This window comes from Duganella sp. P38 (assembly GCF_050859475.1).
Lineage (GTDB): Bacteria > Pseudomonadota > Gammaproteobacteria > Burkholderiales > Burkholderiaceae_D > Rugamonas.
Window position 1 is genome coordinate 496201 of record NZ_CP193936.1, and the last position, 22434, is coordinate 518634.

Below are 22434 nucleotides of genomic sequence, written 5' to 3' on the forward strand. Positions count from 1 at the left end.
AAAATGAAAGACTTTTTGCGTTCACTTGAAAAGAATTCATTGGCATGCTTGAGATCCGCCACCTCCGCACTTTAAGCGCGCTGCGCTCGGCCGGCAGCCTGGTGCGCGCCGCCCAGCTGCTCAACCTGACGCAATCGGCCTTGTCGCACCAGATCAAATTGCTGGAGGATCGCTACGGCGGGCCGCTGTTTGAGCGCAAATCGGTGCCGATCGGATTTACCGCCACCGGCGCGCGGCTGCTCAAGCTGGCCGATCTGCTGTTGCCGGAAATCGAAAGCGCCGAACGCGAGGTGGCGCGTCTGACGCAGGGCGACACCGGCCAGCTGCGCGTGGCGCTCGAATGCCCTGGCTGCTTCGACTGGCTGATGCCGGTGCTGGACCAGTTCCGCAAGCGCTGGCCCGAGGTGGAGATCGACCTGCTGTCGGGCCTGCCCAGCGCGCCGGCCGAGGTGCTGCGCGGCGGCGCGGCCGACCTGGTGATCGGCGCCCCTGCGGCGCCGGTTTCGCCACGTTGCCGCTGTTCCGCTACGAAACGCTGGCGGTGCTGGCGCACAAGCACCGGCTGGCCGCCCGGCGCCGCCTGCAGGCCGCCGATTTCGAGGGTGAAACGCTGATCACTTACCCGATGCCGGCGCAGCGCGTCGACCTGATCCGCGAAGTGCTGCAACCGGCCGGCGTCCACGTCCAGCGCCGCACCGCCGAGCTGACGGCGGCCGTGCTGCAGCTGGTGGCCAGCCGCCGCGGCATCGGCGCCTTGCCCCACTGGGCGATCAAGCACTATGTCGACGACGAGTACGTGATCGCCCGCCCGGTCGGCGAGCACGGCCTGTGGAGCGAGCTGTTCGTCTCCATGCCCGAGGCGCAGCAGCACAAGGCCTATGTGCTGGACTTCGTCCACGTGATACGCGCGCACTGCGCGGCGTCGCTCGACGGTATCAAATTATTATCTTGAAAAAAGATCATTGTTTATTCAAAATACAAGTCATCGGGTTTGATGCACATCAATGTGCGCGCGGAAACCGGCGCATACGATGAGTGCCCGATGCCGTGCCGCCGCCTGTTCTCGCGGCGGCGCAGCATTGAAACCTGCCACGGCTTGCCAGTGGACGGCGTATGATGAAAGTTTGCGTTTTCGATCAAGTTTTCGCTCAACTCAGCCGGCTGCGGCCGGCGCATTGGAGAATCAAATGGATGATGTCGTTATCGTTGCAGCTGGTCGTACTGGTGTGGGGAAATTCGGCGGCAGCCTGGCCAAGGTGCCGGCCTCGGAGCTGGGCGCGCACGTGATCAAGGGCCTGATCGCCAAGGCCCAGATCGATCCTGAACTGATCAGCGAAGCCATCCTCGGCCAGGTGCTGACCGCCGGCGTCGGCCAGAATCCGGCGCGCCAGGCCGTCATCAAGGCCGGCCTGCCGAACACCATTCCCGGCTTCACCATCAACCACGTGTGCGGTTCCGGCCTGAAAGCCACCCACCTGGCGGCGCAGGCGCTGAAGGCCGGCGACGCCCAGATCGTCATCGCCGGCGGCCAGGAAAACATGAGCGCCTCGCCGCACGTCATCAACGGCTCGCGCGACGGCTTCCGCATGGGCGACTTCAAGGCGGTCGACTCGATGATCGTCGACGGCCTGTGGGACGTCTACAACCAGTACCACATGGGCACCACCGCCGAGAACGTCGCGAAGAAATACGAGATTTCGCGCGCCGAGCAGGACGAGTTCGCGCTGCAATCGCAGCTGAAAGCCGAGGCGGCGCAGAAGGAAGGCAAGTTCAAGGATGAAATCCTGCCGCTGGAAATCGTCCAGAAAAAGGCAGCGTGGTGTTCGACAGCGACGAATACATCAAGCCGGGTTCGACCATCGAGGGCCTGGCCGGCCTGCGCCCGGCCTTCGCCAAGGACGGCACCGTCACCGCCGGCAACGCCTCCGGCCTGAACGACGGCGCCGCCGCCGTCATCATGACCACCGCCACCAAGGCCAAGGAACTGGGCCTGCCGGTGCTGGCCAGGATCAAGGCCTACGCCTCGTCCGGCCTGGACCCGGCCTACATGGGCATGGGGCCGGTGTCGGCCACCAGGCTGGCGCTGAAGAAAGCCGGCTGGACCCCGGACGACCTCGACCTGCTGGAAGTGAACGAGGCGTTTGCCGCGCAGGCGGTGGCCGTCAACAAGGAGATGGGTTGGGATACCAGCAAGATCAACGTCAATGGCGGCGCGATCGCCATCGGCCACCTGATCGGCGCCTCCGGCGCGCGCATCCTGGTGACGCTGATCCACGAAATGATACGCCGCGACGCCAAGAAAGGCCTGGCCTCGCTGTGCATCGGCGGCGGCATGGGCGTGGCGCTGGCGATCGAGCGCGCATAACCATCACAATTCTCGGCCCGGCCCCAGGCCGGGTCTTCCGAAGTCAGGCATCAACTGGAAGGGGACACAAAAATGGCAAGAGTGGCATTGGTAACCGGTGGCATGGGTGGTCTGGGCGAAGCGATCAGCTACAAGCTGTCCGCGCTGGGCTATTGCGTGGTCACCACGTATTCCCCAGGCAATCCCAAGGTAGAACAATGGCTGGCCACGACCCGTGACCAGGGCTATAACTTCCGCGCCTACCCGTGCGACGTCTCGGACTACGAGTCGGCGCAGGCCTGCATCGCGGCGATCGAAAAGGAGATCGGCCCGGTGGACGTGCTGGTCAACAACGCCGGCATCACGCGCGACATGACGTTCAAGAAAATGGACAAGGTCAACTGGGACGCGGTCATGAAGACCAACCTTGACTCGGTGTTCAATATGACCAAGCCGGTGTGCGACGGCATGATCGAGCGCGGCTGGGGCCGCATCATCAACATCTCGTCGGTCAACGGCCAGAAAGGCGCCTTCGGCCAGACCAACTACTCGGCCGCCAAGGCCGGCATGCACGGCTTCACCAAGGCGCTGGCGCTGGAAGTGGCCAAGAAGGGCGTGACCGTCAACACCATCTCGCCGGGCTATATCGGCACCAAGATGGTGATGGAAATCCCGCAAGACGTGCTCGATAGCAAAATCATCCCGCAAATCCCGATGGGCCGCCTCGGCAAGCCGGACGAAGTGGCCGGCCTGGTGGCCTACCCGGCGTCCGACGAGGCGGCCTTCGTCACCGGCGCCAACATCGCCATCAACGGCGGCCAGCACATGTCCTGAGCGCACGGCGTCCGCGCCACGCACGAGCCGGGTTCGTTCGCGATCCCGGCTTTTTTCGTACAATCTGCTATCGATGCCCAAAGGATAGCCATGTTCGACCCCGCCTCCCCCTGTTTCCACCGATTACGCCAGCGCGCCACGGCATGCTGGCGGTCGACGACCTGCACACCATTTACTGGGAGGAAGTGGGCAACCCGAACGGCATCCCGGTGGTCTTCCTGCACGGCGGCCCGGGCGCCGGCCTGTCGCCGCAGCACCGCCGCTTTTTCGATCCGGAACAGTACCGCGTGATCCTGTTCGACCAGCGCGGCGCCGGCAAGTCGACGCCGCTGGGCGAGTGCCGCAACAATACGACCCAACTGCTGATCGAGGACATCGAACGCCTGCGCGTGATGGCCGGCATCGAGCAGTGGCTGGTATTCGGCGGTTCGTGGGGCTCGACCCTGGCGCTGGCCTACGGCCAGGCGCACCCGGAGCGCTGCCTCGGCTTCGTGCTGCGCGGCGTCTTCCTCTGCACGCAACAGGAGATCGACTGGTTCCTCGACGGCGCGCAATGGTTCCATCCCGAGGTGCACGCCGAATTCATCGCGCCGATCCCCGAGGCCGAGCGCGGCGACCTGCTGCAAGCCTACGTCAAGCGCATCATGAGCGACGACCCGGCCGTGCACTGGCCGGCGGTGCGCGCCTGGAGCCGCTTCGAGGGGCGCCGCGTGTTCCTGCTGCCGCAGGCCGACGATCCGCCGTCGGACACGCTGGACCTCGGCGTCGGCCGGCTGGAGTCGCACTACATGGCCAACCTCGGCTTCTTCAGCGACGGGCAGCTGCTGCGCAACGTCGGCCGCATCGCCCACCTGCCGGCGGTGATCGTGCAGGGCCGCTACGACGTCATCTGCCCGCCGGTGTCGGCCTCGGCGCCTGCAGCAGGCGTGGCCGGGCGCGGTGCTGCACATGATACCGGACGCCGGCCATGGCGCCATGGAAAAAGGCATCGCCCGCGCGCTGGTGGCCGCCACCGAGCAGTTCAAGCGGGCGCGCGCCTTCGCCTGAAAAACCGCCGGCCGGGGACGCGGGCTGCTACACTGTGGACTAACCGATAAGAATAAATCGTAATGGCACTCATGACTTTGCAGACCGCGGATATCGGTCACATCATCCAGCTGGCGATCGCGCCGGTATTCCTGCTCTCGGGCGTGTGCACCAACCTGATCGTGCTGACCAACCGGCTGGCGCGCATCATCGACCGCTCGCGCGTGCTGGAGGACCGGCTGGACGTGGCCTACAGCGATCCCTATCTGAACGAGCTGGACGTGCTGTACCGCCGCTCGCACCTGATCAATATGTCGATCTTCCTGTCGACCGCCTGCGGCCTGTTCGTGTGCGTCATCGTGGCGATGCTGTTCCTCGGCGACATCACCAATCTCGGCCTGGACAAGTATATCGCCGGCATGTTCGTGGTGGCCGTCATCGCGCTGGTCGGCAGCTTTGTCTCGCTGCTGCGCGAAATCTTCATTGCGTCGGCGTGGATGCGTTCGCAGCGCCACGTCCGCCGCAAGCGTTAAACTTTTTATGTGAGAAACATCATGCACGACTACCAACGCCCGCCCACCCTGTACCGCTACGGCGTGCGCGAAGACCTGGAACTGGCGCTGAGCCAGGGCCAGTTCATCCTGCGTCCGGCCTCCAACTGCCTGACGCTGAGCTTTTCCCAGGCCTGGGACCGCAAGCTGTTCGAGCTGTTTGCCGCCGACGCCTGCCTGATCATCCACAACACCGAGGAATTCGGCGAGCGCGTGCACCGCGCCGTGCAGCGCGCGTTGCCGAGCTGGGCGGGCATCGATGGCGCGGTCGAATACGGCACGCGGGCGGCGCTGGGCGCGGCCTTCACCAAGACGGCCGCCGAGGCGCAGGAGCAGGAATGGCAGTTCGCCTGGCGCGCCATGCAGGCGCAACTGAGCTTGAACCCGGTGCTGATCAAGATCGGCAGCCTGGAAAACTTCGCCGAGCTGCGCTCGCAGGACGCCTACCGGCCTGATCCGCCCTTCGTCATTCCCGCGCAGGCGGGAATCCATGGAACGTCTTCCCAGACTCAGCATGGATTCTCGCCTGCGCGGGAACGACGGGCGGGGTTATTTGGGGATGGCCTCGACGCGGGCGTCGTCGCGGCGGTCGAGGCGCGCCAGCACCGCGCCCATCATGCGCTCGATGTCGCTGCGTATCATCTTGGAACCAATCAGTCCCGGCACATAAAAATTCGGCAGCAGCTTGCCGTGATAGACAATGCGCGTGCCGCCCGTCTCAGGCACCGGAATCAGCTCCCAGCGCGATTCATAATGCTTCATATCGCCGGAGATCAGCGCGATGTCGATCGACGACATCGGCTGCTCGGTGGCGCGCACGATCAGATGGATGGTGCGGTTCATGAACAGGAAGCGGGCCACGCCGAACTGCTCGATGATGACCTCATTGCCATTGCGCGACAGCACCTTGCACGACTCCATGTCCGGCACGAATTCCGTCATGCGTTCGTAGTTGGTGAGGATGCGCCACACGCGCGGCAGCGACGCCTGCACCGTGCCGGTGGCGTCGACCTCGTACATATGCTGGTTGTCCTGGTCCACGCGGTTGACGGATACCTCCAGCTTCGGCAGTTCAGGCCTGGCGGCTTGCGCGGTCGCCAGCGGGGCGCTTACGCCCAACAACAAAAACACAAGGAATCGCATCATTTGTCCAGCGTACGGTAAAGGGTGGCAGAATACAAGAGCAGCACGCGGGGACTTTAGAAGCCCAGGTCTAGAGATTTGGGATTAAATGCGGGCATTATGAAAACGACACCATACCCACACTTGCTGGCGCCCCTCGATCTCGGTTACACGACCTTGCGCAATCGCGTCATCATGGGTTCGATGCACACCGGCCTCGAAGACCGCTTCTACAATTACGGCAAGCTCGCCGCATTCTATCGTGAACGCGCGCGCGGTGGCGTAGGTTTGATCGTTACAGGCGGCATCTCTCCTAACCGCTCCGGGTGGCTGCTACCCTTTGGAGGTACGCTCAACTTCAGGGGCGATGTGCACAACCACCGGCGCGTGACGCAGGCGGTGCACGAGGAGGGCGGCAAGATACTGATGCAGATCCTGCACGCCGGCCGCTATGGCTATCAGCCGCTGGTGGTGTCGGCCTCCGCCAGGAAGTCGCCGATCTCGCCGTTCAAGCCGCGCGCGCTGACCGCGGCCGGCATCGAACAGACCATCCGCGACTACGCCCGCTGCGCCAAACTGGCGCGCGAGGCGGGCTATGACGGCGTCGAGGTGATGGGCAGCGAGGGCTACCTGCTCAACCAGTTCCTGTGCGCGCGCACCAATCTGCGCACCGACCAGTGGGGCGGCAGCATCGACAACCGCATGCGGCTGGCGGTGGAGATTGTGAAGCGCATTCGCGCGGCCGTCGGCAAGGACTTCATCATCATGTACCGCCACTCGCTGCTCGATCTGGTTGATGGCGGCAATACCTGGGATGATGTGGTGACAGTTGCCAGGGCATTGCAGCAGGCCGGCGTCAGCATCCTGAATACCGGCTACGGCTGGCACGAGGCGCGCGTGCCGACCATCGTCACCTCGGTGCCGCGCGCCGCCTTCGCCTCGCTGGCCGGGCGCCTGCGGCTGGAGGTGACGATACCGGTGGTGGCGTCCAACCGCATCAACATGCCGGCCGAGGCGGAGGGCATTCTGCAGCGCGGCGAGGCGGACATGATTTCGATGGCGCGTCCCTTCCTCGCCGATGCGCATTTCGTCGCCAAGGCGGCGGCCGGCCGCGCCGATGAAATCAACACCTGCATCGGCTGCAACCAGGCCTGCCTCGATCACACCTTCTCCAACAAGCGCGCCAGCTGCCTGGTGAATCCGCGCGCCTGCCACGAGACGGAGCTGGTGTACGCGCCGGCCGTGCGCAAGCGCCGCGTGGCGGTGGTGGGCGCCGGGCCGGCCGGCTTGTCGGCGGCGACGGTGGCGGCGGAATGCGGGCACGATGTCACGTTGTTCGATGCCGCCGACAGCATCGGCGGCCAGTTCAAGATCGCCATGCAGGTGCCGGGCAAGGAGGAATTCGCCGAGACCATCCGCTACTTCGCGCGCAAGATCGCGCTGACCGGCGTGCAGCTGCAACTGAATGTGCGCGTCACGCGCGAGCAGTTGCTGGCCGGCGCTTATGACGACGTGATCGTCGCCACCGGCATCAAGGTGCGCAAGCCGCCGATCGAGGGCATCGATCACCCCAAGGTGCTGTCGTATGTCGACGTGTTGCGCGACAAGGCGCCGGTGGGCAGGCGCGTGGCCATCATCGGCGCCGGCGGCATCGGTTTCGACATCGGCGAGTTCCTGCTGCACGACACCCGCCATCCGCTGCCGCTGGCGCTGGACGTCTGGGCCAGCGAATGGGGCGTGAGCCTGAAGGTCGAGACGCCGGGCGGCCTGGTGCCGCCGGTGCAGCACGAGCCGGTGCGCCAGCTGTATCTGTTGCAGCGCAAGACTTCGCGCCCCGGCGCCGGCCTGGGCAAGACCTCGGGCTGGGTGCACCGGGCGGTGCTGGCGCGCAATGGCGTGGTGATGCTGGCCGGCGTGCAGTACCACCGCATCGACGATCAGGGCCTGCACATCACCGTTGGCGGCGAGCAGCGCCTGCTGTCGGTCGATAACGTGGTGATCTGCGCCGGACAGGATAGCCTGGCGGAGTTGATGCCGTCCGAAGCGGAGGCCAGGCTGGCGGGCGCGCCGCGCTTCCACAAGATCGGCGGTGCGGCGCTGGCGGCGGAGCTGGACGCCAAGCGCGCCATCAGGGAAGGCGCGGAACTGGCGGCGCGCCTGTAATCAGCAGCCGGGTGCGGCGGCGCGCCGGTCCAGGTATTTGTGGAAGCCGCGCGTTTTATTCAGCCGATCGATGGCGTCGTTAAGCTGCGGCACCAGCGCATGCAGCGGCGAGGTCTTCGCCACCGAGATCGTTACCGCCTCGGCGCTGACCGGCTTCGCCATCACGGCCCAGGCGCCGATGTCGCCGTACAGGCAATTGAGGCGCTGCTCCAGCTGGGGCGCGCTGCGGAAGCTGTCGATCAGCAGCGCATCGACGCGGCCCATGTTGAGCATCTTGAAGCGGCCCGAGATGGTGGCGGTATTGTCCTGCACCGTAAAGGTCTTGTCGCGGTGTTCCTCGAACTCCGGCCCGAAATGGCCGCCGGCGCCGATGGAGATCACCTTGCCGCGCAAGTCTTCCCAGCGCCGGAAATCGATGTGGTGCTGCGCCGGCGTCACCAGCCATTGGTTGACCATGTATAGCGGCTTGGTGAAGGTGAAAGCGGCCGCGCGCTCCGGCGTTTCGGCGGCGCCGTACAGCAGGCCCTCGCCGTTCTTCGCCATCAGCTGCGCGCGGCGCCAGGGATAGGCATGCACCGTCAGGTTGAGTCCCGATTCGGCCGCCAGCAGGCCGACCACGCCGTTGAGGGTGATCTGCCCAGAGGACGGCATGGCGCCGGGGGCGCTCTGGTCGGCCACCAGCACCGCAATCCCGGACGCCGCCTGCGCGGCAAGCGCGCGCGGCGTGGAACCGCACAGCAGGGCGAGGGCAGCGGCAATGCCGGCCAGGTAGCGCAGGCGATTTTTCATTCCGCTTAGTGGGCGTGGCCGTGCTTGTCCTTCTCCAGGCTGGAGAGCACATACGCCGTCATGCCCTTGGCCAGCTCCTGTTCGCCCATGAAGATTTCGCCGGCGCGTTCGCTGCGCAGCAGGTCCGCTTCGGCGTCGTTGTGGGTGCGCACCACGGACTTGATGCCCGGGTTCAGCGCGCGCGCCGTCTCGATCATGGCGCGCACGTGGAAGGTGTCCGGCGTGGCGATGACCAGGATGGCGGCGTGCGCGATATGCGCCTGGATCAGCACCGCCGGCTCGCCGGCGTTGCCCGCCACGGCCGGGATGCCTTCCTTGCGCAGCTGGTCGACGATCTCGCGGTTCTGTTCCGCCACCACGTAGGAAATGCCTTTTTCCTTCAGCGTGGCGGCGATCTTGCGGCCCACGCGGCCGTAGCCGACCAGCACCACCTGGCCGCGCAGGTGTTCGTGCGGAGTGGTCATCGGCAGTTCGGCCAGCGGGTCGGGCGAGCGGTCGAACTTTGCCGCCAGGTCGAGGTTCTTGCCCAGCCAGCGTTCCAGCGGCTTGGTGATGCTGAACACCACCGGATTCAGGGCGATGGAGATGATGGCGCCGGCCAGGATCAGGGTCTGGCCTTCGGCCGGCATCAGTTTCAGCGACAGGCCGAGCGCGGCGAGGATGAAGGAGAATTCGCCGATCTGCGCCAGGCTGGCGGAAACCATCAGCGCCGTCTTGGCCGGGTAGCGCAGCAGCAGCACCAGCAGGAAGGCCGCCACCGATTTGCCGATGACGATGATGGCCACCACCGCCAGCAGCTTGAGTGGCTGCTCGGTCAGCACCGACGGCTCGAACAGCATGCCGACCGAGACGAAGAACAGCACCGCGAAGGCGTCGCGCAGCGGCAGCGATTCCTCGGCCGCGCGGTGCGCCAGCGCCGATTCGCGCAGCACCATGCCGGCGAAGAAGGAACCCAGCGCGAACGACACGCCGAAGTAGTGGGTGGAGGCGTAGGCGATGCCGACGGCGGCGGCGATCACGCACAGCGTGAACAGCTCGCGCGAGCCGGTGCGCGCCACCTGCCACAGGATCCACGGGAACAGCTTGCGGCCGCCGACCAGCATCAGCACGATGAAGGCGCCGACCTGGCCCAGCGTCAGCGCCAGCGTGACCCAGATATTGTCCTCGCCGCCGCCATGGCCGCCATGCGCGGCGTCCAGCGCTTCGCCGCCGAGGGAGCTGGCCAGCGCCGGCAGCAGCACCAGCATCAGCACCGTCACCAGGTCTTCGACCACCAGCCAGCCGACCGCGATGCGGCCGTTGAAGGAATCGAGTATGCCGCGTTCCTCCAGCGCGCGCAGCAGCACCACGGTGCTGGCGACCGACAGCGCCAGGCCGAACACCAGCCCGCCGCCGATGCTCCAGCCCCAGAAGTGGGCGAGCGCCATGCCGAGCGCGGTGGCGACGGCGATTTGCAGGATGGCGCCGGGCAGCGCCACCTTGCGCACGTCCCACAGGTCTTCCAGCGAGAAGTGCAGGCCGACGCCGAACATCATCAGCATCACGCCGATTTCGGCCAGCTGGCCGGCCAGCGCGGCGTCTGCCACGTAGCCGGGTGTGGCCGGTCCAATGATAATGCCCGCAGCGAGATAACCCACCAGCGCCGGCAGCTTGAGGCGCGTTGCTATATAGCCGAACAGGAGGCCAGCTCCGAGTGCGGCGGCGATCGTGGTAATCAGGCTGATGTTATGGGGCATGCGTTGGGGGCTCCTTCAGGAAAAAGATAAGGGAAACCCTGAGAGTAGCATAAGCCGCCGCCCGCGCTGCCAAAACAGCATGGTTGCATTAAAGAATTGCCAAAATTTTTTGACAATATTAAGCTTGAGCAATGAAAAACCTGCTCGTCATCCTCGCTCTATGCTGCACCCTGACGCCCCTGCACGCGCAGGACAACGACGCCTTGTGGAAAAGCGCGCTGGCGCAACTGGACGCGGCGCGCAAGTGGGCGGCTGCCGAGGTGGAGATAGTCAGCGATATCGAAAAAGGCGGCGCACGGCAGCATGTGGTGACCACCATGCGCCTGCGCGGCTGGGAGAAGGGCCGACCGGTGTATGAACTGGTCCGCCGCGAGCCGGAAGACAAGAACGCCAGCGCCCATGATTTCGATAGCGTCGCTGGCTTGCTGGATGTGGCGGAGAAGCTGTCGGAGAGCCGGCCGGTACGAACAGATGGTCAATCGCTCGATGGCATGCCCTGCGCACTGTTTGAAGTCCGGCAGGATGGCGCGCTGCAAAAGGGCACGGTGAAGCTGTGGGTGGATGCCGGCTCCGGCACGCTGCGCCAGATGGTGGTGGCCATGCGCGCGCCGTTCGTGCTGGATGCCACCGTCACCGTCCGCTACAGCGCCGGGCCCGAAGGCAACCCGCTGCCCCACACGCTCGACTACGTGCTGGAAACGCTGGTGCCGTTCAAGCACGGCAAGGGACGCGCGAAGCAGAGCAATCGCACCTGGATCGCCAGGCCGGCCGCATAGGCTTAGGTCTTAGGTGTCAGGCTAACGCCGCCGGCTGCATGCGCATGCTGACGCCGAAGCGGTTGAAGGTGTTCATCAGCGCGACGGCGATGGTGATGTCGGCCAGTTCCTGCTCGCTCAACACTTCCAGCGCGGCCTGGTAGTCGGCGTCCGGCACCTTGGTCTGTTCGACGCGGGTGACCACTTCGGCCCACGCCAGCGCGGCCTGCTCCTTTTCGCTGAACAGCGCGGCGGCTTCATCCCACACCGGCACCAGCGCGATCTTGTCGGCGCGCACGCCTTGCTTCAGCAGGTCGCGGGTGTGCATGTCGATGCAGTAGGCGCAGCCGTTGATCAGCGAGATGCGCAGGTTGACCAGTTCCAGCAGCTCGGCCGGCAGCGCCGAGTGCACATATTCCTTGGCGGCGATGAGGCCCTTGTAGGCCGCAGGGGCGAACTTGAAGATTTCCAGACGCTTGCTCATGATGATGTCCTCCGGTTGGTTACGATGGAATCATTGTGCGCGCACATGGACCATGTTAAAAGGGCCAAGAATAGTGCTTTGGACTAGTCCATGATTTTCAGGATACGCCTGCCCAGTTCCTGCGCCCGCGCCCGCGTCTCGATATTGGTGAAGGCCAGCAGCAGCGCCGACGGGATATGCGGCAGCACGCCGCGCTCGGACAGCGCCAGCGCCGCCATCCCCTTCTCGCGCATGCGCGCCGCCAGCGCGCGGTCGGTGTGATAGCCCTTCATGCGCAGCACCAGATGCATGCCGCCCGGCTGCGGCTCCACCTGCATATGCTTGCCCAGCACCGACGACAAGCCATCGGCCGCAAGCTCGCGGCGTTCGGCATACAGCCGGCGCATCCGCTGGATGTGCCGCGCAAAATGGCCTTCGTTCATGAAATCGGTCACTACGCTCTGCATCAGTGCCGGCCCGCCGGTGGCGAAGGTGCGGCTGATGTGTTCAAAACGCTCCACCTGCGCCGGCGGCACCACCAGGTAGGCCAGCCGTATCGCCGGGAACAGCACCTTGCTGAAGGTGCCGGAGTACAGCACGCGGCCATCGCGGTCCAGGCTTTTCAGCGCGGGCAGGGGGCGGCTGACGTAGCGGTACTCGCCGTCGTAGTCGTCCTCGACAATCCAGGCGCCGGCCCGCGAAGCCCAGTCCAGCAACGCCAGGCGGCGCGGCAGCGACAGCGAGACGCACAGCGGGCTTTGGTGCGCCGGCGTGACGATGGCCGCCTTGGCCTTGGGCGCGCTGGCCACGCCGTGCGACACCATCAGCCCCTCGGCGTCCACCTGCACCGGCGCGACCCGCATGCCGGCGTCGCGCAGCAGGGCGCTGGTGGGCGGATAGCCGGGATCTTCAACCCACACGCCGTCGCCCGGTTGCAGCAGCGCGCGCGTGATCAGTTCCAGCGAATTGCGGTAGCCGTTGGTGATGAACACCTGCGATGGCGTGCAGTCGATGCCGCGCGCCAGCTGCAAGTACGCCGCGATGGCGATGCGCAGCCCGGGCAGGCCGGCCCATGGCGGATAAATCATGTCGTCCGGCTGCGTGGCCCGGACGGCGCGCGCGGCGAGCCGCGCCCACACCTTGCGAGGGAAAGCGTCCAGCGCCGGTATGCCCATCTGGAACGGCCTGGTGGACGAGGCAGCGTCGTCCAGATTGTTATGCGCGGCGGCGGGACGCGGCGTCGGCGACACCGGCGCGTGGCGCGCCAGCGCGGGCGTGACCACGGTGCTGGCCTGGCCGCGCGCTTCCACGTAGCCTTCCGCCGTCAGCAGCGCATAGGCCGATTCCACCGTGCCGCGCGCCAGTCCCAGCTCCAGCGCCAGCGCGCGGGCGGCCGGAATGCGGTCGCCCGGCTGCAACATGCCTTCGGCGATGGCGCTGCGCAAGCGCGTGTAGATTTGCCGGTATAGCGGCTCGGCGGCGCTGGTGTCCAGCTGGAGGAAATCCATGGCCTACTCCAAATGTCGGTTTATGGCTCTGGGGATTATGCCATTGGCGGACTACGATGGCCTCTTTGAAAGGACATGCCATGAAAATCGTAGAGACGGAGCAGGAGCTGCGCGCCTGTTATCCTGTGATGAAAGAGCTGCGTCCGCATCTGGCGTCGCCGGAGGCGTTTGTGGCGCAGATTACCCGCCAGCGCGGGCAGGACTATCATATCCTCGCGGTGTGGGAGGGCGACGAGGTGGTGGCGCTGGCCGGCTATCGCTATCAGGAGAACACGGTGTATGGCCGCTTCCTGTACGTGGACGATCTGGTGACGGCGGAACGGCACCGCAGCCGCCGCTGGGGTGCGCTGCTGCTGGCGAAGCTGACGGTGTTTGCCGAGGAAGCGCAGTGCGCGCGGCTGGTGCTCGATACGGCGCTGACCAATGTGCAGGCGCAGCGCTTCTATTTCCGCGAAGGGCTGCTGCCCGGCGCGCTACGTTTCGGCAAGGATCTCGCATGAAGAACATTTTGCACATCAGCGCCAGTGCGCGCGCCGAGGAATCGGACAGCTACCGCCTGTCGCAGCAAATCATCGCGCAATTACGCAAGGCGTACCCGTCTGTACAGCTAGTGTCGCGTGATTTGTGGTCGGAACCGCTGCCGCATGTGGATTTTCAATACGCAAACGCCTTGTCGCGCCGCGAAGGCGGAGCGCCGCATGCGCGCGGCCTGTCGTCGCTGGACTGGTCGGATCTGCTGATCGAAGAACTGCGCGCGGCGGACGCGGTCGTCATCGCCACGCCGATGCACAATTTCACCGTGCCCTCGGTGCTGAAGGCCTGGCTGGACCATGTGGTGCGCATCGGCGTCACTTTCAACGCCACGCCCGAGGGCAAGGTCGGCACGCTGCGCGACCGCCCGGTCTACATCGCCGTCAGCTCCGGCGGCTGGCGCAGCGGCGAGCGCGCCCGCCAGCCGGACTTCCTCGAACCCTATCTGCGCGCCATCCTGCCGACCATCGGCCTGAAGGACCTGCACTTCTTCTCGCTGCAAGCGCTGGCCGCCGGTTCAGACGCAACAACGGCCGCGCAGGCGGCCGTCGAGCTGGAACTGGCGCGGCACTTCGCCGTTTAGATGCGCTTGACCACCACGCAGCCGATCGAGTAGCCGGCGCCGAACGAGCAGATCACGCCGAGCTCGCCCTTGGCCATGTCGGCCGAGTGCTTGTGGAAGGCGATCACCGAGCCGGCCGACGAGGTGTTGGCGTATTCGTCCAGGATCACTGGCGCCTCGCCCGGCTCGGCGTCGCGGCCCAGCACCAGGCGGCTGATCAGCAGGTTCATGTTCAGGTTGGCCTGGTGCAGCCAGTAGCGCTTGACCTGCGGCACTTCCAGGCCGGCGTGGGCGATGGTGTCCTTGATCATCTCGGCGGCCATCGGGCAGACGTCCTTGAACACCTTGCGGCCCTGCTGGCGGAACAGCTTGTCGGCCTGGCCGACGCCGTCCTCGTCGAAGCGGTTGAGGAAGCCGAAGTTGTTGCGGATGTTGTTCGAGAAGCTGGTCTTCAGCTTGCTGTCGAGGATTTCCCACTGGTGCGGGCTGGTGGCCGTGTCCTTTGCTTCGATGACGATCGCGGTGCAGGCGTCGCCGAAGATGAAGTGGCTGTCGCGGTCGCGCCAGTTCAGGTGGCCCGAGGTGATTTCCGGATTCAGCACCAGCACCGCGCGCGCCTGGCCGCTTTGCACCGCCGCCACCGCCTGCTGGATGCCGAAGGTGGCCGATGAGCAGGCCACGTTCATGTCGAAGCCGTAGCCGTCGATGCCGAGCGCACCCTGCACCTCGACCGCCATGGCCGGGTAGGCGCGCTGCATGTTGGAGCAGGCCACCAGCACCATGTCGATGTCGGCGGCGGTCTTGCGCGCGCGGTCCAGCGCCTGCCGGGCGGCGGCCACGGCGATTTCCGCCTGCAGCGACAGCTCCTCGTCGGCGCGCTCGGCGATGTGCGACACCATGCGGCGCGGGTCGAGGATGCCTTCCTTCTCCATCACATAGCGCGACTTGATGCCGGACGCTTTTTCAATGAACGCCACGCTGGACGGCTCCAGCGCCGTGACGGCGCCGGCCGCAATGGCGGCGGCGTTGTCGGCGTTGAACTGTTCGACGTAGGTGTTGAAACACTCAACCAGCTCTTCATTGGTGATCGACTGCGCAGGCGTGAAGAGGCCGGTACCGCTGATGACTGCTTGTTTCATGGATAAACTTTCAAATTAAGCAATGGCAGATGCCAATAATGGGGCAAATTCTACACAATGCCTACACGTTACTGGAAAATAAAAGCGGCGCCCTTGAGGCGCCGCCAGGTCTGCCGCAGCTGAACCGCTTATTTTTTCGCCAGATCTTTCTTCAGGCCGGTCTCGGTGGTGACTACCGTGGTGCCCGGTTTGGCCAGCTGCACCGGCAGGCCCTTCAGGTGGTTCAGCGCCTGCTGCAGCTGGAAATCCTCGCCGCTGCCGTATTCCAGCGGCTTGCGGTTTTTCTCCAGCGCCAGGATGCGCAGCTGTTCTTCCAGCTCGTCGCGCTTGCTCTTGTCGCCTTCGGCCTCGCGGTCGTTGGACAGGTGCTTGCTGAGGTCGGCTTCGCGGGTGCGCAGCGCGTTCAGGCCGTCGCCGTCGGCGTTTTCGTCCACCGCCAGGTCGGGCGTGATGCCCTTGGCCTGGATCGAGCGGCCGTTGGGCGTGTAGTAGCGCGCCGTGGTCAGCTTGACGGCGGTGTCGGCCGTCAACTGGCGGATGGTCTGCACCGAGCCCTTGCCGAAGGTCTGGGTGCCGATGATGTCGGCGCGCTTGTAATCCTGCAACGCGCCAGCGACGATTTCGGAGGCCGAAGCCGAACCGGTGTTGACCAGCACCGCCATCGGCACCTTCTTGATGGCGGCCGGCAGCTTGGCCAGCGCGTCGTTCTCGCCGCGCAGCTCATAGTATTCCGGACGGCCGTAGAAGATTTGCTTCTGGTCCGACAGCTGGCCGTTGGTCGAGACGATGGGCGCGTCCTTCGGCAGGAAGGCGGCAGCCACGCCGATGGCGCCTTGCAGCACGCCCCCCGGATCGTTGCGCAGGTCCAGCACCAGGCCCTTGATGTTCGGGTCTTGCTGGTACAGTTCGATAATCTTGGCCGCCATGTCATCCACGGTCGGTTCCTGGAATTGCGAGATGCGCAACCAGGCGTAGCCAGGCTCGACAATCTTGCCCTTCACGCTTTTCTGGTGGATTTCCTCGCGCGTGATGTTGAACACCAGCGGCTCCGGTTCGCCCTTGCGCAAAATGGTCAGGCTGACCTTGCTGTTGGGTTCGCCGCGCATTTTCTTGATCGAGTCGTCCAGCGTCATGCCCTTGACCGGCGTGCTGTCGAGACGGCTGATCAGGTCGCCCGGCTTGATGCCGGCGCGCCAGGCCGGCGAGTCCTCGATCGGCGCGACGATCTTGATATAGCCGTCCTCGCTCTGGCCGATCTCGATGCCGAGGCCGACGAACTTGCCCTGCGAGCCCTCGCGCAGTTCGGCATAGGCTTTCTTGTCCAGGTAGGCGGAATGCGGGTCGAGCGAGGCGACCATGCCGGAGATGGCCTCGGTCAGCAGCTTCTTGTCCTCGACCGGCTCGACGTAGTCGGATTTGATCAGGCCGAACACATCGGCCAGCTGGCGCAGCTCTTCCAGCGGCAACGGCGGGTCGGCCGGCTTTTGCGCCATCGCCGAAAATTGCAGGGAGATGGCGACGCCGGCCACCACGCCCAGTCCAACCAGACCGGAATTCTTTAACTTCTTGCCCATGTTTCACCTGTCAAAGCGGGCCGCGGCGGATATGCAGCGGCGTGAATTCAGTATAAACCTGATTTGCGGCAAACGTAGTAGCCCTCACGAAATGATTTATACCTTTACGTCGATTTACAACGCGATCCGTTGACTATTAAAGCGCACCAATGCCCGCTTGGTGAAAGGTTAATTTTGCTGGTTTGTATTGGGTGTATCCCTTACGTTCACGACAGTAAATAATTGTAAGAAGCCCAGCCGTGCGCCGATTCGCGGCCTACACTGGGCTCGTATTTCTCTCTACCCTGAAGTGGTTTTCGCCAGCGCCCCAAGCGCTGGCTTTTTTATCTACGGAGATTTCATGTGCTTCCTGTCCCGCCCCACCTCGTCCGTTCTGCGTCGTTTCGGCGCTGCGCTGGCGCTTTCGGCCCTGCTGTCGCCGGCGTTCGCGCTGCCGTTGATGGAGATGAAGGCCGACGATTATCTGCCGATGGCCGGCGAGCTGAAGAAATCGCTCAACCTCAACGCCAACCAGCAGACGCTGTGGGCGCAGACCGAGAGCAAGACGCGCAATCTGCTGCGCGCGCGCAAGGAGCGCCGCGAGCGCCTGCAGGCCGCCACCGTGGCTGGTGCGCAGGGTGCGAATGTCGAGCTGCGCGACCTGGCCAGGGCGGTTGATGAGGAAGCTGCAACCAGCGGCGCCGAAGAGAAACTGCTGCGCGAATGGTGGTTGACCGTTAATGATGCCTTATCGGAAAGCCAGCGTGCGACGGTGGCGCAGTTGCTGGTGGAGCAGTTGCAGCGCGCGCAGGAAAGCGGCGGCGGCGCCCGGCCGGAGCGGCGTGAGGAGGGCGGTGAGCATCGCGGCGGCAAGGGTGGACGTGGTGGCATGGGGGTGGGCGTTGGCGCGGGTGGTCTTAACGTGAATCTGCCGGGCGGCTAAACCGCCGTCATTCCCACGCAGGTGGGAATCCATGCTGACTGTGCGCAGCGGTGCCATGGGTTCCCGCCTGCGCGGGAACGACGGGGGCTTGTATCGTAAAGTAACAAGCGGCTGGCGGCTGTCCTTGCGGCCGGTGCGGACGTTAGAATTGAGCAACCCAAGTTCTAACCATAAGGACAAGCTGTGAAAAAATCGCTCGTGCTGACCACTCTGACTCTGAGCCTGCTGACGGCCTTCGCCGCGGCGCAAACCACCCCGATCTCCGGCATCGACCTGCCCAATATGGACACCAGCGTGCGTCCGCAAGATGACTTCTTCACCTACCTGAACGGCAGCTGGCTGAAGACCACCGAGATTCCGTCGGATAAATCCAGCTGGGGCACCTTCGCCAAGCTGCGCGACGACACGCTGCCGCAGCTGCGCGGCCTGATCGAAAAAGCCGAAGCCGACAAGACCCGCAAGCAGGGCAGCGAGGCGCAGAAGATCGCCGACCTGTACGCCAGCTACATGGATGAAGCCAGGCTGAACCAGGTTGGCATCCGCCCGCTGACCGGCGAGCTGAACCGCATCCGCGCGATCAAGGACAAAAACGGCCTGCCGATGATGATGGCGCACCTGGCGCAGATCGGCGTCAACGGTCCCTACGGCCTCAGCGTGCGCCAGGACGCGCGCGAGTCGACCAGGTACGCGGTGTACATCGCGCAAAGCGGCCTGGGCTTGCCGGACCGCGACTACTACCTGAAAAAAGACGACGCCAAGATGGCCAACGCGCTGGCCAAATATGAGCTGCTGGTGGCCAGGATCCTCGGCCTGGCCGGCGACCAGCAGGCCAGCGCCAATGCCAGGAAAATCGTCGCGCTGGAAACCGCGCTGGCCGAGGCGCAATGGACCAAGGTGCAGAACCGCGACCCGGTCAAGCGCTACAACAAGATGCCGATCAAGCAGCTGGCCGAACTGGCGCCGGGCTTCGACTGGGGCCACGCGCTGGCGGCGGCCGGCGTTGCCAACAAGGTGGACTATGTGATCGTCAACCAGCCGAGCTACCTGACCGGCTTTGCCGCGGTGCTGGAAAAGACCGACCTGGCCACCTGGAAGTCCTACCTGGAATGGCAGTTGCTGCGTGAAGCGGCGCCGTTCCTGTCGCAGGATTTCGCCGACGCCCACTTCGATTTCTACAGCACCGTGCTGACCGGCGTGGCCGTCAAGCCGCCGCGCTGGAAGACCGGCGTGGCGCTGGTCGAAGCCAGCCTGGGCGAGGCGCTCGGCAAGCTGTACGTGGCGGAATACTTCCCGCCCGAGCGCAAGCAGCGCATGGACCAGCTGGTAAAGAACCTGCTGGCCGCCTACAAGACCAGCATCGACAATCTCGACTGGATGAGCCCGGCCACCAAGGTCGAGGCGCAAGCCAAGCTGGCCAAATTCACGCCCAAGATCGGCTACCCGAACAAATGGCGCGACTACGCGTCGCTGGCCATCGTCAAGGGCGACCTGATCGGCAACGTGCTGCGCGCCGCCAACTACCGCCATGCGCGCATGATCGCCAAGCTCGGCAAGCCGATCGACCGCGAGGAATGGGGCATGACGCCGCAAACCATCAACGCCTACTACAGCTCGACGATGAACGAGATCGTCTTCCCGGCCGCCATCCTGCAACCGCCGTTCTTTGACGCGCGCGCCGACGACGCGGTCAACTATGGCGCCATCGGCGCCGTCATCGGCCACGAGATCAGCCACGGCTTCGACGACGGCGGCAGCCAGTCCGACGGCGACGGCAACCTGCGCGACTGGTGGAGCAAGCAAGACCGCGCCAACTTCAAGGCCAAGGCCGATGCGCTGGTCAAGCAGTACGACGGCTACAGCCCGCTGCCGGGCTACCACGTCAACGGCGCGCTGACGCTGGGCGAGAACATCGCCGACAACAGCGGCGTGGCGATCGCCTACAAGGCCTACCAGCTGTCGCTGGGCGGCAAGCCGGCGCCGGTGATCGACGGCTTTACCGGCGACCAGCGCTTCTTCATGGGCTTCGGCCAGATCTGGCGCGTGAAGATGCGCGAGGACCAGCAGATCCTGCAAATCAAGACCGACCCGCACTCGCCCGGCCAGTACCGCACCAACGGCCCGGTGGTCAACCAGCCGGGCTTCTACGACGCCTTCGGCGTGAAGCCGGGCGACAAGCTGTATGTTGCGCCGGAACAGCGCATCATCATCTGGTAAGCCGCCGTCATTCCCGCGAAGGCGGGAATCCATAGCGCCTTCGCTCTTGCCGTTGGCGGACGACACATGCGGCGCATGGGTTCCCGCCTTCGCGGGAACGACGTTGCTTAACTAATCGTGGTTTTTTTGCTATTGTTCTTGAATCATGGGAGAAACCACACAATGAAAGCACATCTGCTCAGCGCCCTGATGGCAGCGCTGCTGGCGTCAAGCTGCGTACAGGCACAGCAAAAGACCTCGGGCGTGGACCTCGCCAACATCGATCCTGCGGTGCGGCCGCAGGACGATTTCTTCCTCAACCTGAACGGCAAGTGGCTGGCCAGGACCGAGATCCCGGCCGACAAATCCAGCTGGGGATCGTTCGAGAAGCTCGACGACGACACCAAGCCGCAGCTGCGCGCGCTGATCGAAGGCGCGGCCGCCAACCAGGCCGGCGGCGCCGAGGCGCAGCGCATCGGCGACTTCTACGCCAGCTACATGGACGAGGCGCGGCTGGAGGAGCTGCGCCTGCTGCCGCTGAAACCCGACTTCGACCGCGTGGCCGCGCTCAACGACAAAAAGCTGATCCCCGGCCTGATCGCCCACTTCAACCGCTACGGCTACACCGCGCCGTACGGCTTCGCCATCCACCAGGACAACAAGGACTCGACCAGGTACGTAGCCGACATCTACCAGGACGGCCTGAGCCTGCCGGACCGCGACTACTACCTGAACAAGTCCGATAAAAAGCTGGCCGACACGCTGGCCAAATACGAGCAGCACGTGGCGAAGATGCTGACGCTGGCCGGCAACGCCAATGCGGCAGCCGACGCCAGGGCCATCGTCGCGCTGGAAACGCAGATCGCCAGGCTGCATTGGACCAAGGTGCAGTTGCGCGATCCGGTCAAGGCCTACAACAAGGTGCCGCTGAACAAGCTGTCCAAACTGGCGCCCGGCTATGACTGGAAAACCTGGCTCAACGACACCGGCATCGGCGGCAAGACCGACTACGTCATCGTCAGCCAGCCGAGCTACATCACCGGCTTCAACCAGCTGCTGAACAAGACGCCGCTGGCGACGTGGAAGGCGTACTTCCAGTGGCAGGTGCTGCATGCCAACGCGCCTTACCTGTCCAGGGACTTCGTGCAGGAAAACTTTGCCTTCTACGGCAAGGTGCTGAGCGGCGCCGACGAGCAGCAGCCGCGCTGGAAACGCGGCGTCAACGCCACCGACGGCGCGCTGGGCGAGGCGCTCGGCAAGCTGTACGTCGAGCAGCACTTCCCGGCTGAGCGCAAGGCGCGCATGGAAGCGCTGGTGAAGAATCTGCTGGCAGCGTTCAAGGAAAGCATCGATACGCTGGACTGGATGAGTCCGGCGACCAAGCAGCAGGCGCAAGCCAAGCTGGCCAAGTTCACCACCAAGATCGGCTATCCGAACAAATGGCGCGACTATGCGAAGCTGACGGTAAGCAAGGATGACCTGGTCGGCAACGTGCTGCGCTCGCACGCCTTCGAGTACGAGAAGGAAGTCAACAAGCTTGGCAAGCCGATCGACCGCGACGAGTGGGGCATGACGCCGCAAACCGTCAACGCCTACTACAACCCGGAGCTGAACGAGATCGTGTTCCCGGCGGTGATATTGCAGCCGCCGTTCTTCGACGCCGACGCCGACGACGCCGTCAACTACGGCGCCATCGGCGCGGTGATCGGCCACGAGATCAGCCACGGCTTCGACGACCAGGGCGCGCAGTACGACGGCGACGGCAACCTGCGCGACTGGTGGACCAAGGCCGACCACAAGAACTTCGCCGCCAAGACCCGGCAGCTGGTCAAGCAATACAGCGGCTACAGCCCGGTCAAGGGCTACTTCGTCAACGGCGAGCTGACGCTGGGCGAGAACATCGCCGACAACAGCGGCGCGGCGATCGCCTACAAGGCCTACCTGATTTCGCTGAACGGCAAGCCGGCGCCGGTGATCGACGGCCTGACCGGCCAGCAGCGCTTCTACATGGGCTTTGGCCAGGTGTGGCGCAGCAAGATCCGCGACGCCCAGCAAATCGTCTATCTGAAAACCGATCCGCACTCGCCGGATCAGTTCCGCGCCAATGGCACGGTGCGCAACCAGCCGGGCTTCTATGAAGCTTTCGGCGTCAAGCCGGGCGACAAGATGTATCTGGCGCCCAAGGACCGCGTCATCATGTGGTGATGAGGTATGTTATAAAA

General features: G+C 64.8%; 17 protein-coding genes and 4 pseudogenes. 13 read left to right on the forward strand and 8 right to left on the reverse strand.

Annotated elements, in window-relative coordinates:
• Nucleotides 1-44: 44 nt before the first annotated feature.
• A pseudogene (locus tag ACRQ5J_RS02270) lies at nucleotides 45-952 on the forward strand (LysR family transcriptional regulator).
• Between the two features lie 14 nt (nucleotides 953-966).
• On the opposite strand, the gene ACRQ5J_RS02275 reads toward ACRQ5J_RS02270, so the two are convergent.
• Nucleotides 967-1152 carry a hypothetical protein gene (locus tag ACRQ5J_RS02275; protein WP_432380965.1) on the reverse strand — a complete coding sequence of 62 codons (186 nt, stop codon included), beginning with the start codon at nucleotides 1150-1152 and terminating at the stop codon, nucleotides 967-969.
• A 35-nt stretch (nucleotides 1153-1187) separates the two neighbouring features.
• On the opposite strand from ACRQ5J_RS02275, the pseudogene ACRQ5J_RS02280 reads away from it, so the two are divergent.
• The 5 genes and pseudogenes from ACRQ5J_RS02280 to ACRQ5J_RS02300 form a co-directional block, all read left to right on the forward strand.
• Nucleotides 1188-2365 (forward strand): annotated as a pseudogene (locus ACRQ5J_RS02280) (acetyl-CoA C-acetyltransferase).
• A gap of 72 nt (nucleotides 2366-2437) precedes the next feature.
• Entirely contained in the window at nucleotides 2438-3178 is a 741-nt protein-coding gene (gene phbB, locus ACRQ5J_RS02285; RefSeq protein ID WP_432380966.1) for an acetoacetyl-CoA reductase, read from the forward strand.
• Between the two features lie 143 nt (nucleotides 3179-3321).
• A pseudogene (gene pip, locus ACRQ5J_RS02290) lies at nucleotides 3322-4225 on the forward strand (prolyl aminopeptidase).
• Between the two features lie 71 nt (nucleotides 4226-4296).
• Complete coding sequence (locus tag ACRQ5J_RS02295) at nucleotides 4297-4737, forward strand: DUF2721 domain-containing protein (RefSeq protein WP_432380967.1); 441 nt, start codon at nucleotides 4297-4299, stop codon at nucleotides 4735-4737.
• A 21-nt stretch (nucleotides 4738-4758) separates the two neighbouring features.
• A pseudogene (locus tag ACRQ5J_RS02300) lies at nucleotides 4759-5202 on the forward strand (hypothetical protein); the annotation flags it as partial.
• A gap of 102 nt (nucleotides 5203-5304) precedes the next feature.
• Here ACRQ5J_RS02300 and ACRQ5J_RS02305 read toward each other — a convergent pair.
• Complete coding sequence (locus ACRQ5J_RS02305) at nucleotides 5305-5901, reverse strand: SRPBCC family protein (protein ID WP_432380968.1); 597 nt, start codon at nucleotides 5899-5901, stop codon at nucleotides 5305-5307.
• A 96-nt stretch (nucleotides 5902-5997) separates the two neighbouring features.
• Here ACRQ5J_RS02305 and ACRQ5J_RS02310 point away from each other — a divergent pair, with 96 nt between their 5' ends.
• A complete protein-coding gene (locus tag ACRQ5J_RS02310) occupies nucleotides 5998-8040 on the forward strand; it encodes an FAD-dependent oxidoreductase (RefSeq protein ID WP_432380969.1) in 2043 nt (680 codons plus the stop codon).
• On the opposite strand, the gene ACRQ5J_RS02315 is transcribed toward ACRQ5J_RS02310, so the two are convergent.
• Both ACRQ5J_RS02315 and ybaL read right to left on the reverse strand, forming a co-directional pair.
• A complete protein-coding gene (locus ACRQ5J_RS02315) occupies nucleotides 8041-8829 on the reverse strand; it encodes a substrate-binding periplasmic protein (protein WP_432380970.1) in 789 nt (262 codons plus the stop codon). It abuts the gene before it with no gap.
• A gap of 5 nt (nucleotides 8830-8834) precedes the next feature.
• Nucleotides 8835-10565, reverse strand: coding sequence for a YbaL family putative K(+) efflux transporter (gene ybaL / locus ACRQ5J_RS02320; RefSeq protein ID WP_432380971.1), 1731 nt, complete (start codon nucleotides 10563-10565; stop codon nucleotides 8835-8837).
• 131 nt (nucleotides 10566-10696) lie between these two features.
• Here ybaL and ACRQ5J_RS02325 point away from each other — a divergent pair, with 131 nt between their 5' ends.
• The gene (locus tag ACRQ5J_RS02325) at nucleotides 10697-11341 is read left to right on the forward strand and encodes a hypothetical protein (protein ID WP_432380972.1); all 645 of its coding nucleotides are present in this window, start codon (nucleotides 10697-10699) and stop codon (nucleotides 11339-11341) included.
• 16 nt (nucleotides 11342-11357) lie between these two features.
• Here ACRQ5J_RS02325 and ACRQ5J_RS02330 read toward each other — a convergent pair whose 3' ends face one another.
• On the reverse strand, nucleotides 11358-11804 hold the full coding sequence (locus tag ACRQ5J_RS02330) for a carboxymuconolactone decarboxylase family protein (RefSeq protein WP_432380973.1): 447 nt from the start codon (nucleotides 11802-11804) through the stop codon (nucleotides 11358-11360).
• An 83-nt stretch (nucleotides 11805-11887) separates the two neighbouring features.
• Nucleotides 11888-13291 carry a PLP-dependent aminotransferase family protein gene (locus tag ACRQ5J_RS02335; RefSeq protein ID WP_432380974.1) on the reverse strand — a complete coding sequence of 468 codons (1404 nt, stop codon included), beginning with the start codon at nucleotides 13289-13291 and terminating at the stop codon, nucleotides 11888-11890.
• Between the two features lie 80 nt (nucleotides 13292-13371).
• Between ACRQ5J_RS02335 and ACRQ5J_RS02340 the strand changes: the two genes are divergently transcribed.
• Nucleotides 13372-13791 (forward strand): GNAT family N-acetyltransferase, encoded by a 420-nt coding sequence (locus ACRQ5J_RS02340; protein ID WP_432380975.1) that lies wholly within the window; start codon nucleotides 13372-13374, stop codon nucleotides 13789-13791.
• Nucleotides 13788-14405 (forward strand): FMN-dependent NADH-azoreductase, encoded by a 618-nt coding sequence (locus ACRQ5J_RS02345; RefSeq protein ID WP_432380976.1) that lies wholly within the window; start codon nucleotides 13788-13790, stop codon nucleotides 14403-14405. The genes ACRQ5J_RS02340 and ACRQ5J_RS02345 overlap by 4 nt, the downstream gene beginning before the upstream one ends.
• On the opposite strand, the gene ACRQ5J_RS02350 is transcribed toward ACRQ5J_RS02345, so the two are convergent.
• Nucleotides 14402-15523, reverse strand: a complete 1122-nt coding sequence (locus ACRQ5J_RS02350; protein ID WP_432380977.1) for a beta-ketoacyl-ACP synthase III — start codon at nucleotides 15521-15523, stop codon at nucleotides 14402-14404. The genes ACRQ5J_RS02345 and ACRQ5J_RS02350 overlap by 4 nt on opposite strands.
• 128 nt (nucleotides 15524-15651) lie before the next feature.
• A complete protein-coding gene (locus tag ACRQ5J_RS02355; protein WP_432380978.1) occupies nucleotides 15652-17097 on the reverse strand; it encodes a S41 family peptidase in 1446 nt (481 codons plus the stop codon).
• A 340-nt stretch (nucleotides 17098-17437) separates the two neighbouring features.
• On the opposite strand from ACRQ5J_RS02355, the gene ACRQ5J_RS02360 reads away from it, so the two are divergent.
• From ACRQ5J_RS02360 to ACRQ5J_RS02370, 3 genes are all read left to right on the forward strand, one after another.
• Entirely contained in the window at nucleotides 17438-18019 is a 582-nt protein-coding gene (locus ACRQ5J_RS02360; RefSeq protein ID WP_432380979.1) for a hypothetical protein, read from the forward strand.
• A 198-nt stretch (nucleotides 18020-18217) separates the two neighbouring features.
• Nucleotides 18218-20233 (forward strand): M13 family metallopeptidase, encoded by a 2016-nt coding sequence (locus ACRQ5J_RS02365; protein WP_432383570.1) that lies wholly within the window; start codon nucleotides 18218-18220, stop codon nucleotides 20231-20233.
• 162 nt (nucleotides 20234-20395) lie between these two features.
• Complete coding sequence (locus ACRQ5J_RS02370; protein ID WP_432380980.1) at nucleotides 20396-22417, forward strand: M13 family metallopeptidase; 2022 nt, start codon at nucleotides 20396-20398, stop codon at nucleotides 22415-22417.
• Nucleotides 22418-22434 lie beyond the last annotated feature (17 nt).